The organism is Candidatus Symbiopectobacterium endolongispinus (assembly GCF_018777385.1).
Classification (GTDB): Bacteria; Pseudomonadota; Gammaproteobacteria; order Enterobacterales; family Enterobacteriaceae; genus Symbiopectobacterium; species Symbiopectobacterium endolongispinus.
The window spans coordinates 700,084-713,662 of the sequence record NZ_JAFJYB010000003.1 but is presented as its reverse complement, the minus strand read 5'-3'; the positions used below and the strand labels follow the sequence as shown (position 1 = coordinate 713,662).

General features: G+C 52.1%; 11 protein-coding genes and 6 pseudogenes. 8 read left to right on the top strand and 9 right to left on the bottom strand.

Features of this window, described 5'->3' with window-relative positions; translation table 11 throughout:
- Positions 1-124: 124 nt before the first annotated feature.
- Positions 125-559 carry a universal stress protein UspF gene (uspF, locus tag JZM30_RS15085; RefSeq protein WP_252319628.1) on the top strand — a complete coding sequence of 145 codons (435 nt, stop codon included), beginning with the start codon at positions 125-127 and terminating at the stop codon, positions 557-559.
- 49 nt (positions 560-608) lie between these two features.
- Here the strand turns inward: uspF and JZM30_RS15080 are convergent, their stop codons facing one another.
- Complete coding sequence (locus JZM30_RS15080; protein WP_286673589.1) at positions 609-2,252, bottom strand: peptide ABC transporter substrate-binding protein; 1,644 nt, start codon at positions 2,250-2,252, stop codon at positions 609-611.
- 204 nt (positions 2,253-2,456) lie between these two features.
- Here JZM30_RS15080 and mpaA point away from each other — a divergent pair.
- Together mpaA and tpx are read left to right on the top strand one after the other, a co-directional pair.
- Positions 2,457-3,188, top strand: a pseudogene (gene mpaA / locus JZM30_RS15075) (murein tripeptide amidase MpaA).
- Positions 3,189-3,241: 53 nt separating this feature from the next.
- Positions 3,242-3,746, top strand: a pseudogene (gene tpx / locus JZM30_RS15070) (thiol peroxidase).
- A 47-nt stretch (positions 3,747-3,793) separates the two neighbouring features.
- On the opposite strand, the gene tyrR reads toward tpx, so the two are convergent.
- The 6 genes and pseudogenes from tyrR to pspA all read right to left on the bottom strand — a co-directional run bounded on the left by tyrR (position 3,794) and on the right by pspA (position 9,319).
- Positions 3,794-5,365, bottom strand: a complete 1,572-nt coding sequence (tyrR, locus tag JZM30_RS15065; RefSeq protein WP_252319627.1) for a transcriptional regulator TyrR — start codon at positions 5,363-5,365, stop codon at positions 3,794-3,796.
- Between the two features lie 141 nt (positions 5,366-5,506).
- The gene (locus JZM30_RS15060) at positions 5,507-6,511 is read right to left on the bottom strand and encodes a TIGR01620 family protein (protein WP_252319626.1); all 1,005 of its coding nucleotides are present in this window, start codon (positions 6,509-6,511) and stop codon (positions 5,507-5,509) included.
- Positions 6,508-7,904, bottom strand: a pseudogene (locus JZM30_RS15055) (YcjX family GTP-binding protein). Before JZM30_RS15055 ends, JZM30_RS15060 begins: the two are co-directional and overlap by 4 nt.
- A gap of 68 nt (positions 7,905-7,972) precedes the next feature.
- Entirely contained in the window at positions 7,973-8,332 is a 360-nt protein-coding gene (pspC, locus tag JZM30_RS15050; RefSeq protein WP_252319625.1) for an envelope stress response membrane protein PspC, read from the bottom strand.
- 20 nt (positions 8,333-8,352) lie between these two features.
- Positions 8,353-8,595: an envelope stress response membrane protein PspB gene (gene pspB, locus JZM30_RS15045; RefSeq protein WP_252319624.1), complete on the bottom strand. Its 243-nt coding sequence runs from the start codon at positions 8,593-8,595 to the stop codon at positions 8,353-8,355.
- 58 nt (positions 8,596-8,653) lie between these two features.
- The gene (gene pspA / locus JZM30_RS15040) at positions 8,654-9,319 is read right to left on the bottom strand and encodes a phage shock protein PspA (RefSeq protein ID WP_252319623.1); all 666 of its coding nucleotides are present in this window, start codon (positions 9,317-9,319) and stop codon (positions 8,654-8,656) included.
- 243 nt (positions 9,320-9,562) lie between these two features.
- Between pspA and pspF the strand changes: the two are divergent.
- A pseudogene (gene pspF / locus JZM30_RS15035) lies at positions 9,563-10,554 on the top strand (phage shock protein operon transcriptional activator).
- A 193-nt stretch (positions 10,555-10,747) separates the two neighbouring features.
- On the opposite strand, the gene JZM30_RS15030 reads toward pspF, so the two are convergent.
- Both JZM30_RS15030 and JZM30_RS15025 read right to left on the bottom strand, forming a co-directional pair.
- Positions 10,748-11,212: a hypothetical protein gene (locus JZM30_RS15030; protein ID WP_252319622.1), complete on the bottom strand. Its 465-nt coding sequence runs from the start codon at positions 11,210-11,212 to the stop codon at positions 10,748-10,750.
- Between the two features lie 44 nt (positions 11,213-11,256).
- Positions 11,257-11,625, bottom strand: a complete 369-nt coding sequence (locus JZM30_RS15025) for a hypothetical protein (protein WP_252319620.1) — start codon at positions 11,623-11,625, stop codon at positions 11,257-11,259.
- 250 nt (positions 11,626-11,875) lie between these two features.
- Between JZM30_RS15025 and JZM30_RS15020 the strand changes: the two are divergent.
- From JZM30_RS15020 to JZM30_RS15005, 4 genes and pseudogenes are all read left to right on the top strand, one after another.
- A pseudogene (locus JZM30_RS15020) lies at positions 11,876-12,300 on the top strand (hypothetical protein); the annotation flags it as partial.
- Positions 12,287-12,504: pseudogene (locus JZM30_RS15015) on the top strand (ABC transporter permease subunit); the annotation flags it as partial. The pseudogenes JZM30_RS15020 and JZM30_RS15015, both read left to right, overlap by 14 nt.
- 99 nt (positions 12,505-12,603) lie before the next feature.
- Entirely contained in the window at positions 12,604-12,864 is a 261-nt protein-coding gene (locus JZM30_RS15010) for a hypothetical protein (protein ID WP_252319618.1), read from the top strand.
- A 36-nt stretch (positions 12,865-12,900) separates the two neighbouring features.
- On the top strand, positions 12,901-13,173 hold the full coding sequence (locus tag JZM30_RS15005; RefSeq protein WP_252319616.1) for a hypothetical protein: 273 nt from the start codon (positions 12,901-12,903) through the stop codon (positions 13,171-13,173).
- Positions 13,174-13,579: the final 406 nt, after the last annotated feature.

The following is a 13,579-nucleotide window of genomic DNA, read 5'->3' as shown; positions in this document are numbered from 1 at the left end:
TCGTTGAGCGATTGCGTCATCGTTGAATAGCACATTTTTGACACATATCACTGCCGGTTTGCCAAAACCCGCTACAGTGTAAATGAGCTCTTGTTTCCACATCAGATGATGAACAGGAGGTGATATGTATAAGACCGTGCTCGTTCCCATCGACATATCTGAAAATGAATTAACGCAACGCGTTGTTGCGCACGTAGAAGCGTTGGCGAAGCTACATGACACCTACGTGCACTTTCTTACCGTGATCCCTTCATACCCCTATTACACCACCCTTGGTGTTACCTATCCTGCCGGGCTGCCCGATATAGAGAAGATGAAACGCAACACCAGCGCGGCATTTACCGAGGTCATCAAGCGTTTTAACCTGCCGGAAGACAGGATTATGCCGCACATAATGACCGGCACGCCCAAGGAGCAAATCCTGAAGCTTGCTGACTCACTTGATGCTGACCTCATCATCATAGGCTCCCACCGCCCCAGCGCCACTACCTTTTTACTGGGCTCCAACGCGGCCGCCGTGGTGCGACACGTCACCTGTTCGGTGCTTGTCGTTCGCTAGCTGTAGGCAGCCCGCGCAAAACGGGCTGCCTAATCGCTAACAGTAACAATCAATGTTTCAAGATATAGAGGGTATGGCTGTAAGCCACATCTTCGGGATTGGTGATCGGGTAACCTTTTACCCAGGGTTTGATCAAGCGTCCATTGGTGTATTGATAGATAGGGGCGATAGGCGCGGCATCCAGCAGCAGATTTTCGGCCTGGTTATACAGCGCGTTGCGCGCCGTCGCATCGGTTTTCATGCTGGCATCGTTGACCACGCGATCGTAATCCGCACTGTGAAAACGCGCAATATTTCCACTGTGCGTTGAGGTCAGTAATGACAGAAACGTCGAGGCTTCATTGTAATCGCCTACCCAGGATGCGCGGATCACATCAAAATCACCGCTGTTACGGCTATTGATATAGGTCTGCCACTCCTGATTAGTCAACTTCACGTTGACGCCTAGCTTTTGCTTCCACATTGAGACGATGGCGATAGCAATTTTCTGATGGTTTTCCGCCGTGTTATACAACAGCGAGAGCGTCAGCGGACGATCGGGCCCATACCCCGCCGCGGCCATCAGCGCTTTGGCCTGCATATCCAACTCTTCCTGCGAGTAGTGCTGTAGCTGGTTAGGCTCCGGCGTAAACCCGGCGGTCACATCAGGCGTGAAGCGGTAGGCCGGTTTTTCTCCGGTGCCCAGCACCTTTTCGGCAATGATTTTGCGGTCTATCGCGTAGGAGAGCGCCCGGCGTACGCGTGCATCATTGGTCGGGGCACGCTGGGTGTTGAAGGCGTAATAGTAGGTTCCCAACTGCTCCGGCGTGTACACCTGTCCCGGCACATCCTTGAGTAGCTTCTGGTACATTTGTTTGGGGAAAGATTCGGTGATATCGATATCCCCCGCCAGATAGCGCTTAGTGGCGTTGGATTCCTGATTGATTGGCACAAAGGTCACTTTGGTCAAACGGGTGTTAGCTCTATCCCAGTAGTAAGGGTTAGGTGTCAGCACCAGCTTTTCATTGACCACGCGCTCTTTTAACGCGAAAGCGCCGTTACCCACCAAATTCCCCGGTTTAGTCCAGTCGTTGCCAAATTGCTCAACGGTTTTCTGGTGCACCGGAAACAGACTGAAATGGCCGACGAGGTTGATAAAATAAGGCACCGGCTTATTCAACTGCACGCGTAGCGTATGCGCATCCACCGCCGTTACACTCAGTTGATCTGGCGTCTGAGTCCCGGCAATGATCTGCTCAGCATTAACGATCCCCGCCAGACGAGCAAACCAGGCAAACGGCGAGGAGTTGGCGGGATCAACCAGACGCCGCCAACTGTAGACAAAATCCTGTGCGGTCACCGGATCGCCATTCGACCAGCGCACATCATCGCGGAGCGTAAATAGAAAGGTTCGGTCGTCATTGGTTTGCCAGCGCAATGCAACGCCGGGGATCGCACGTCCTTGTGCGTCCTGATTCAGCAGCCCTTCGAACAGATCGCGCGACACCTGCGCCTCGGGCAAGCCGACCGCTTCAATCGGGTCCAGAGAAGCTGGTTCATCCTTGATATGGCGGACAATTTCCTGTTTATCCGCCAATACGGCATCGGCAGGCACGTTGGCTGCCACGGCACTGCCCGTTATCGTGCCCAAAATGACCGCCAGCAGGCTCCGTGATAGGCCCCGTTTCAGCCCTGTATTATTATGGTATTGCATAGCCATTCACCTCATCCATCATCAGGTTACGGTATCAGTCACGGTGTATTGCAACTATGATAGCGGGAAATAGGCTATGTCGCCTTATTGCATTGGCGCTCTGTGTGTATCAATGCGAAACGGGGCACTAATAAGGCTTTTTTCATCGCACCTTTTATGATGAAGTATTCGGATGAATGACCACAATGATGCTTTGGCATCATCATGACGAGCACGTGTTTGCTGACACCACGCCACCAGCGTGGACCTCTTAAGGTATCCGGTGAACGCTATGGTTTATCCGCGTTGGGCGCACCGTTACTCTACTTTCCTGCCGAGCACACCAGTAGCGACACCGGCCTGATTCTCGCAGGCACGCACGGAGATGAAGCCGCGTCAATTTCCGTTCTCTCCTGCGCCCTGCGAACGTTACTCCCTGGACAACGCCATCAGCATCTGGTGCTATGCGTCAATCCGGATGGCTGCCAGCTTAGTCTGCGCACCAACGTCAATGGCGTTGATTTGAAACGTAATTTTCCCACCGCCAACTGGCAGGAAGCCAATACGGTCTACCGCTGGAACAGCGCCACGCCTGAACGCGACGTGCAGCTTTCCACCGGCGCGTATCCCGGCTCAGAGTCTGAAACCCAGGCATTGTGCTCGCTGATTGAACGTCTCGATCCAGCCTGGATTGTCACCTTCCACGAGCCACTTGCCTGCGTTGACGATCCGGACCGTTCTTCGCTGGCAGGATGGCTTTCACAGGCTTTCTCATTGCCACAGGTCTAGCATATTGGTTACCCCACGCCGGGTTCTTTTGGCAGTTGGTGCGCGGAGCGTCAGTTGCCGTGCATCACCTTAGAGCTGCCGGCGGTTTCTGCCGACGACGCCAGCGAACGCTACCTGTCCCCGTGTGTCGCCTTGTTGCAGCAAAAGTTTTTATATCAATGTTGCTAATGTTGCCCTACACTGATGTCCGTGTTAACCACCTGTAATTGAAGGACAAAGAAATGTCAAAAAATGTGCATTTTCAAGGCAATCCTGTCGCTGTAGCCGGAAACTTTCCTGAGAAAGGCGCTAAAGCTCCCGCCATCACACTGGTTGCCAAGGACCTTTCCGATGTCGCGCTGACCCAGTTCGCCGGTAAGCGTAAAATCCTGAATATCTTCCCAAGTATTGATACGGGTGTCTGCGCCGCTTCCGTGCGCAAATTTAACCAATTGGCTTCTGAGCTGGATAACACCGTGGTGCTCCGTATCTCCGCCGATCTGCCGTTTAGCACAATCGCGTTTCTGCGGTGCAGAAGGTCTGAACAACGTGGTGGTACTCTCTTTGCTGCGGGGTGCGGAATTCAAGGATAACTACGGTGTTGCTATCGCCGCTGGCCCGCTGCACGGACTGACAGCGCGCGCTGTGGTGGTATTGGATGAGCAAGACAACGTGTTGTACAGCGAGTTGGTGAACGAGATCACCACCGAACCTGATTATGATGCCGCGCTGGCTGCACTAAAATAAGTCTCAACAGATAAAAAAACGGCTGCCTCGGCAGCCGTTTTTTTGGATTATTCCTCCGCCTCATCTGCGGCTTTACGCTGGCTCAATCCGTATTCACGCAGTTTGTTGGCGATGGCAGTATGGGAAACGCCCAGACGTTTTGCCAGTTTACGCGTGCTGGGATAAGCCTGATAAAGGCGGGTCAGCACTGAACGTTCAAAGCGCTTGCTGATATCGTCCAGTGACCCCTCAAGCAAATCATCGTTCTGTACAGTATCAAGGGTGAACTGAGGCAGATCGATATCCTGCACGCGCAGTTCGCGCCCTTCCAACTGAGTCAACGCACGATAAACAGTGTTTTTCAACTGGCGCACATTACCCGGCCATCCGTACTGCGGCAGCAGATGATACAGCTCCGGCGCAATGCGGGGTCTGGCAATACCTTGCTCATCGGCAAAACGCGCCATGAACAGTTCGGTGAGCGCCATGATATCCGCCGGACGTTCGCGCAGCGGCGGCAAGGCAAGCATCAACACGTTAAGCCGGTAATAGAGATCTTCACGAAACTCACCGCGCTGCACCAGTTCCAGCAGGTTTTTTTGCGTGGCGCAAATCACCCGGACATCAACGTGCACCTCGTGCTCTTCCCCAACCCGACGGAAGGTGCCGTCATTAAGAAAACGCAGCAGCTTGGTCTGCATCTGCGGCGACATTTCGCCCACCTGATCCAGCAATACAGAACCGCCATTGGCCTGCTCAAAGAAGCCTTTTTTGCCTTCCAGCGCATTGGGATAAGCTCCCGGTGCGTGGCCGTACAGTTCACTTTCCATCACATCGTCAGGCAGTGATGCGCAATTGAGCGCCAGGAAAGTCTTTTTGCCGCGAGAACTGCGCAGATGGCACGCACGGGCCAGCATATCTTTACCGGTGCCAGTATCACCCACGATCAGCAACGGCGCATCGAGCATGGCCAGCTTTTTACCTTGCTCAACCACCTGACGCATTTTGGGGCTGACGGCGACGATATGATTAAATTCATTCTCATCGTTAACCGCCAGATCTTGTAACTGGCGGCCCATACGCACCGCCGATTTCAGCATAACCAGCGCGCTGGCAATCACGCTTTCGCCCGCGTCATTATCCAAATACACCGGGGTGATTTCCAACAGGAAATCTTGCCCGCGAATCACCACACGCTCCGCTTCCAGCCGGCGATCATCGCGCTCCAACCAGCGTGTGAAGTTGTAATTGGGGATCAACTGGTTAATGGTGACCGCGCCGATGCTGTCAGCAGATTGTTCGAACAGCGCCAACATCGCCGGATTGAACAATTCAATATTGCCTTTCAGATCGAGGGAGAAAACCGGCTCTGGCATCGATTCCAAAACGGCATTCATCGCGCGCTGCTCTCGCTCGGAAGGCATGAACGCCACAGTGCGCACATCGCGCACGCTTTCGATACGTCGAATCTCCGCTATCAGTACACGGAAATCGTCAAATCCAAGCGTGGCAAAATTCAGGTAAATCCGTCCGGCGGGGTCAATTTCAATACCCCGCAAATCAATAGCGCGCGAGGCCAGTAAATCTAACAACTCGCGCGTCAGGCCAATTCGATCTTCACAAAAGACTTCCAGACGCATTAACAGCTACCTTCTTCCAGGGGAATGGATATCTCCGGCATCATACCGCGTCCCATCCCACGGATGAAGCTACCTGTCAGCAAAAGTTGACAGGTGGCAACATCTTTTTCCCGTTGGCGGTATTTCGAGCGTTCGTGGGTGTTACGGCGGCGTTGGTGTGTTTTTTTTCTGTACCACGGCCTTGATTTGCCCGACCAATTCACGCCGGAAATCCCCAAGCTGCGGCTTGTCGTCGAGCCATGGCAATGGACGACAGAGTTCCATCGCTTTAATGCCGAGTCGTGCGGTCAGCAAACCAGCACCAATTCCCTGTGCAGCGCGGGCCGAAAGGCGCGCTGCCAGATCCTGCGACATCCAGTACATGCCGATTTCACGCACCATCTCTGAAGCACCGGCGAAAGCGATATTCAGCAACACCAATTTAAACAGGCGAATGCGACTAAAATAGCCCAGATCAATACCGTAAAGCGCGGCGATACGATTGATCAGACGCAAATTGCGCCAGGCTATGAAAGCCATGTCCACCAGTGCCAGCGCACTGACCGCAATTATCAGCGTGGATTCAGCGGCCGAACGGCTGATCTCACGGCGGGCGCGGTTATCCAGCACCGGTTGCACCAGATTGGCGTAAAGTACCAGCACTTCTTTATCGTTGTGTGTTTCATGCAGCGAGGCACACCAACGCTGGGGTGCGGGATGCCCATCATCCAACACGGCCTGCTGCGCCAGCTTTTCACAAAAATCGCGCCCCTGCCCAATACCGTGAATGCCGAGCAACTCTCGTGCTTTATCGCGCGCTTCGGCACGAGCCCGCAAACGGTACAAACGCCGCCACTCGGCAATCAGGGAGCCTGCGCCGGCAGCCACTATCATACCGCCCGCGGCCAACCCACCTAGCGCAATCCACTGCTGTTCCAGCCAGGCGGTATGTACCGATTGGATGCCCTGCGCAACCGCGCTGGCACCGAATAAGGTGATACCTGCTATCACCAGCTTGCGCCACAGACTGCGGCGTGGTCGCAATGCCGCTTCAACGGCGGCTTCCGCCTCGCCCTCGCTGCTCAATTCTGCTTCGGGGACCGTTGGGGAGAAGTGGCGCGACGCATAATCATCAAAAGTGATACGTGGCTTTAGCGGTTCACTCATCGCAATTTATCCCCCCAATAAAAATTCCATGACGCTGTCCAGCCGAATGTGCGGCAGCGGCGTATCAACGTTCATCGCTTGAGGTCGAAAATCTTCAAAATGGAAGCCCTGTTGCTGCCAAAAGGCGGCACCGGGCAAACGCGCGGGCACTTCACCGGGATAGAGCGTCAGCGGTTCACCGTCGCCAAGACGATGTCCGCGCAACGCGGGCAGGTTCTGCCGTGATATTCCACGATACCACTTTGGGTTGACTGCACGGACGCAATGCCCGCGCAATCCATGGTGATGCCCTCAAACGCCGCATTCTGCCAGGCTTCATGTACAAGTTGCTGCAATAGCGACCCAGATTCGCATGCTGATCCGCCGTGATATGGTTCGCTTTACTGGCTGCAAACATCAGTTTATCGATGCACGGCGAAAATAAACGGCGCAACAAGGTGCGTTTGCCATAATGGAAACTTTGCATCAATTGCGTGAGCGCCAGACGCATATCAGTAAAAGCGTGTAGCCCGCGGTTGAGCGGTTGCAAACAATCCACCAGCACAATCTGGCGGTCGAAACGTGAAAAGTAGTGCTTATAAAAACCTTTGACTACGGTTTGGCAGTAATAGTCATAGCGGCGGCGCAGCATGCCGAGCGTGCTTTTTTCATCCGCCTGCGCTAGCGCAACGTCTCCCAGTTGTTGCGCCTGCGGCCACGGGAAAAATTGCAGAACCGGCGCACCAGCCAATTCACCCGGCAGCACAAAGCGCCCCGGCTGAATAAAATGCAGCCCCTCCTGCTTGCAGCGCAGCAGGTAATCGGTGTAGCGCTGCGCAATCTCCGCCAGAAGATTTTCATCAGCGGGGGCCAGCGGATCGAGCTTATCGCACAAATCTAACCACGGCTTGGCCCACAGGGCGCGCTCACCTTGCAGCAACCCGAACATTTGCCGCGACCAGGCGAGGTAATTTTGCTCCAGCAATGGTAGATCCAGCAGCCATTCACCGGGATAATCGACAATCTCCAGATAGAGCGTCGAGGTATCCTTAAAGTGGCGCGGCAGCGAATCGTTGGAGCGATAACGCAGCGCCAGACAGATTTCACTGACGCCGCGTGCCGGCGTCGGCCACTGCGGCGGATCGCCAAACAGCGACATCATGCCTTCGTCATAAGCGAAGCGCGGCACCGCCAGATGTCTCTGAGGAACCCGTTTTGCGCCAAGCAATCGCCCTTCCCGCACCGCGGAAAAAAGTGGCAACTGCGCGCCGTTATGCACGTTGAGCAGTTGATTGACAAAACCGGTGATAAATGCGGTCTTACCGCTGCGGCTCAGCCCGGTAACGGCTAACCGCAGTTGGCGATCGACACTGCGATTAATCAGGGCTTCAAATTCATGCTGTAAATGATGCAAAGGTTGCTTTAGGGGCAATCCGTCACTCCTTGTTCTATACCCCATGATTCATACGCCAGTAGATGACATCACAGTTGACGAAAACGGCTTTGTACCGCAAAGGTCTCCGAGGTGACATAGCGCTCCATGTCACGCAAACGCGCTTCACTGTCACGCAATACCGCATCTGCCTCGCTCAGTGTTTGACTTGGGCGCACGGCATCATCATCGTGCTCATAAGTGCCCGCCGGCGCCGGATCGAGGACAAAGGTCAGCACGATATACGCCACCAGCGTAAAGAAAAACAGTCCAAAGAACAGCGACAGCACCACAATGATACGCAGCAGTTTTACCGGCACATCCAGATAGCGCGCCAGCCCGGCGCACACGCCTTTGATCATACCCTCTTGCGGTAACCGGTACAGCTTGCGGCCGTGCGAATTCATCATCGCGTTCAATTTTCCTTTTATCATGATTGCCTCCAGTGGGGATGTTCTGCATCCAGAATCTCTTCCAATGCCTGGATCCGCTCGCGCATCTGTTTCGCTTCTTGAGACAGCGTGGTCAAACGCTGGAGATCGCTTTGCCCCCAGGATGCCTCCCCTTGCGCCGCATCACGTTGCTTGCGCTGACTGTAATGCAGCCAAAGCCATATCGGGGCTACGAACAACATGAAAATCGTCAATGGGATGGCAAGAAACAAAGCGCTCATTATATCTCCTTGATAGGCGTGTTAGTGTGGTGCGGGCGGCCCAACAGGCTGGCCGCCATCAGGCTTCCGGTTTGATTTTTGCTTTTAACGCAGCCAACTGAGCGCTGATTTCATCATCAGCCTGCAACTCGGCAAATTGCTGATCCAGCGATTTCTGCTTACCGAAACCGGCGCTCTCTGCTTCCGCCTCCATCGAATCGATGCGGCGTTCGAACTGTTCGAAACGGGCCATCGCTTCATCCAGTTTACCGCTATCGAGTTGACGGCGCACATCGCGAGAGGAAGAAGCTGCCTGATGACGCAGCGAAAGCGCCTGCTGGCGGGCACGGGTTTCCGTGAGTTTGTTTTCCAACTCACCAATTTCGCGTTTCATGCGCGTCAGCGTTTCGTCCACATTTTCCGCTTCACGGGTCAGCACCGCAATCACGTCGGCCAGTTTCTGTTTTTCAAGCAGTGCCGCACGCGCCAGATCGTCTTTGTCTTTACGCAACGCCAGTTCGGCTTTTTCCTGCCATTGTCCCTGTTGGGATTCAGCCTGCTCGACACGACGCGCAATCTGTTTTTTCTCCGCCAGCGCCCGCGCCGAGGTGGAGCGTACTTCTACCAGTGTGTCTTCCATTTCCTGGATCATCAAGCGCACCAGCTTTTGCGGATCTTCCGCTTTGTCCAGTAACGAATTGATGTTCGCGTTCACGATATCGGCAAAACGAGAAAAAATACCCATTACAGTGTCCTCTTGGTCATATCACAGTGCGCATGCACTGGGTGGTGATGTTGATTCGTCATGCTTGATGCCGACCAACCTTAGCGTTCCCCCTTGCTATTACAAGATGCATGCCAACATAGCGATAAATTTATCTGACTGAAATTATTGATTATTATTTTTTTGACAAATGAGCATCATCGGATAGATTGGTTAAATACGCCAACAGTTAGCAAAATTAACCGCAATAAAAGGTGATATCTGATGGAAAAAGGTCAGGAGAATCTCCTGGGTGAAGCCGACAGCTTTGTTGAAATGCTGGAGCAAGTTTCACAATTGGCGCAGCTTACCAAACCGGTGCTGGTGTTAGGCGAACGCGGTACCGGTAAGGAGTTGATTGCCAGCTGCCTTCACTACCTTTCGCCACGTTGGCAAGGCCCGTTTATTTCCCTGAACTGTGCGGCGCTTAATGAAAATCTGCTGGATTCAGAGTTGTTCGGCCATGAAGCCGGGGCGTTCACCGGCGCGCAACGCCGTCATCTGGGGCGTTTTGAGCGTGCAGACGGCGGCACGCTGTTCCTCAATGAGTTAGTAACGCGCCAATGCTGGTGCAGGAGAAATTGCTGCGCGTCATCGAATATGGCGTTTTGGAGCGCGTGGGAGGCAGCCAACCGCTTCAGGTTGATGTACGTCTGGTGTGTGCCACCAATGAAGATCTGCCCGCACTCGCTACGGCTGGTAAGTTTCGCGCCGATCTGCTCGACAGACTTGCTTTCGATGTGGTGCAACTGCCCCCGCTGCGCGAACGCCAGCAGGACATCATGTTATTGGCGGAGCACTTCGCCATTAAGATGTGCCGGGAATTGCAACTCCCTCTGTTTACCGGATTTTCTGCGCGCGCCCGTGATACCTTGTTAAATTATGCCTGGCCCGGCAATTTTCGGGAACTAAAAAACGTGGTTGAACGCTCGGTTTATCGCCATGGCGCGGCGGGAGAACCCTTGGATGCCATTATTATTAACCCATTTCAACGCACCGCTGAAACACCGGTTACTCCAGTTTGCGTTGCTTCTACCCTACCGCGTTTACCACTGGCGCTGCGTGAATGGCAGCAGACACAAGACAAAGCCCTCATTGAGAAGGCATTGTCTCAAGCGCGTTTTAACCAACGTAAGGCCGCAACGCTGTTGGGATTGACCTACCACCAGCTGCGTGGGCTGTTGAAAAAATACGATATCACCAGCGGTGAGGGATAAATTACAGATAAAAAAACCCAGCAAACGCTGGCTAAAATAATACTGGGAGCAATGTGAGCAATGTCGTGCTCCCCTTCCTCGCTTACGAGAAGCCTTCTTGAGTGCGAAATGAGTAATAATAGTTATCAGTATCAGTTGCAAAGCACTTTATTGAGAGTTTTTCTCATTTCCGTAGTGACGGTGGGGTTCTTCTCTATTTTTGATACTTTTCGACGAACTGCTGCCAACTGGAGATCAGCGTGTCAAACTGTTCGTCTTGCTCTGCATCACGATAAGATATCCGCGAATACCACTGGGTCAGCTTATCCGTCATGACCTGCGTATCCTCTGTGCTTTCACTTATTGCCATCACTTGCCAGATTTCTATCTGAGCACGGTAATTACCCTGAGCATAGGCGCTGACGTTCTCCTGCGCTTCTTCTATACGAGGCCCATCTTTCAAGAACTTGGCATAATCTAATTCATTATCCAGCATTCGCTTCATGCTTTTATCGCGCACTGTCAGTTGCCGTTCCATATAGTTATCAATATCGGCACGGACCTGCGCCTGATGCTCTTCGGGTATGTAGTTGCTGTTGATGAAATCCAGCTTCTCCCGCATCAATGCAATACCTGCGGCCTGGGTGCTGTCTGCCGAACTCTCGAGCGGAATAGTCACAGCGTCATAAAGGGCATCCGCTAATACTCGAGTCGATTCACGCGTTACATTTGGTGCCAGAGCAAAAAAAAAGCGCGAAAATCCGTCAATGACACGTCAGAGCCCACTGTGCTGTATAGCGGATGCGTCACCCCGGGCGCTCTGCGCTCCAATTCATCAAGATAAGTATTCCTCATCTCCAACATCAGTTTCTTTGCCGCTTCCTGCTCTTCTTGGCTCGGAGGCGTCGCATTTGCAAAATCCTGCTTAAGACGCGCTAATGCTTCAGGCGATAGGGTCGAGTCTACCGAGGCTAACGATTCGATCGACTTTTGTCGTCCGACTAAGACGGCATCAGATTCAGACACCTTATTCGTAGCATTGTAGGTTGCCGTTGATGGTAAAGCTGACGGATAGACTGAAATTACACTCACACGCATTTCTCCCTGTTATATTGCATTCTCGTGGCCCATTCAGAGTTATCTTTTGTATAACGGCAGTTGGCGTTAATTCCTTAGCGAAAAAATAACAAAAATTATCATTTCGTGAGGTAGCACTCTACCTTCAGCGATGTAGACGTCTGATACCAGGTTCAGCGCTGCATTTTTCCAAATTTGGCGGAAAATACAGCAGGTGAGCATCTACGGAGTGGGGAGCTTTAGCAGAGTGCGGTACACTCTTATAATGACAACTCTGATTTTCAGCCAACTAACAGCGCATCGTATGTCTGGATACACATCCTGCCTGATAAAAATAGGCGCGCTGTACTCCGCCTGCCTGTGCGGGGTCTGCGTCAACGGCGTGGTCAATACCTTCAACCCGCAAATGGCGCGCAGCGGTGTGATCATCGATACACTGGCAGCACAGCTTTACGACCGACTGCTGGATGTGGACCCTTACACCTACCGTTTATACCTGCGCCACGATGTGCCGTTTCAAACCACCGACTGGTTTACGCCTACTCGCCCGTTAAACGCCGATGATGTGATTTTCAGTCTGCAACGAATGCTGGAAAAACCCACCCGTATCATGACGTTAACGGCGGTGAATACCCCTATTTCACCAGTTTGCAGTTTGCCGATGTGGTGCAAAGCATCCACCATGCTGACGCTGGCGATCATTACCGAAGTGGTGTTCAGTTGGCCCGGTTTAGGGCGCTGGTTGGTGGATGCGATTCGCCAGCAAGATTACTCCGCTATCTCCGCCGGGGTTATGGTTTCGGAGCAATGGTAATTACGGTCAATGTGCTGTCCGATATTTGGGGCGCAATGGCAAACTCCCTGAAGCATAAGGAATGGTATGCCCTTCGATAGGGCAACCGAAAAGAATAAACATACATCAATCGATTAAACAATGATACATGCGATAAGTACTCCATCTTCGCTTTTCGTTCTTCACACGCAGGCACCTGCTTGCGTGCCTTGATAATGTTTTTTATATTACCCCTTCCCTTTTTGATGAACAGAATCGGTTCCGAACCTTATGAACACCCAATGAGGCGTGCATTGCGTGACGATGTAGCAACCAATCCAGGAGCAGCAACCTACAACAAAGGAATCATTAATTCTTACGTGACTGAATTAAATGCCTACCATAAGCCAGATCCGGAGGACAGCCAAAGAAAATATATTTCTGAAATGGTTTTTAAAATCAAGCATGCAGAAAGCGATTAGGAAATTGCTTCTTTAAAAGGAAACATTAAAGCGATTGTGGAAAACATGATTGAAGATATGTATCATTCAAGAAACAACACGTTTGTCATACATAATGCCTACACCAAAGATGTTTATGGCGTTTTGGCGGATAACTGCACAACCTATGACCGGGGTAACTATATTAAAAACGTCGTCAATCTCCATGAAATAATTGGCGAAGTGAACCAGTTGGCGGACAGGCCGTCATTCTACCAATCTAAACATCCTAGCGTTGAAGGGCCTTACCTGACATTTATTCAGACCATGAGTTTTTCAAGAAAATATTAGGTACACACTCGCTTCACAATAGCACAGCAATATATGGCGATCTTAAAGCCCTTTTTATGATTATGTCTGAAAGCAGCTTAAATCCTAAGATTCCAAGAATGGTTCCTTTTTTTGCGTTTAATAAGAGCTTGGTGACAGTTTAAATTCATTGATTCAATGCATTGATAACTAGTAAACTTGATACTTGCACACCAGTACAGTGCTGATGCCCCTGTCGCTGCATATTGTCCCTGATTTTTGCAAACCCAACAATCGCATCCCCTGTCACCTCCGGTTCAGTACGGTCTATGCCTCTGCGAGGTAACTCTCCGTGTTAGCTTCTTGCCGTGCTCATCAAATAAACAACGAGCGGATACTCGAAATAATCAAGTATCCTGATATCATTACATTCATCGAATCTTTTGCT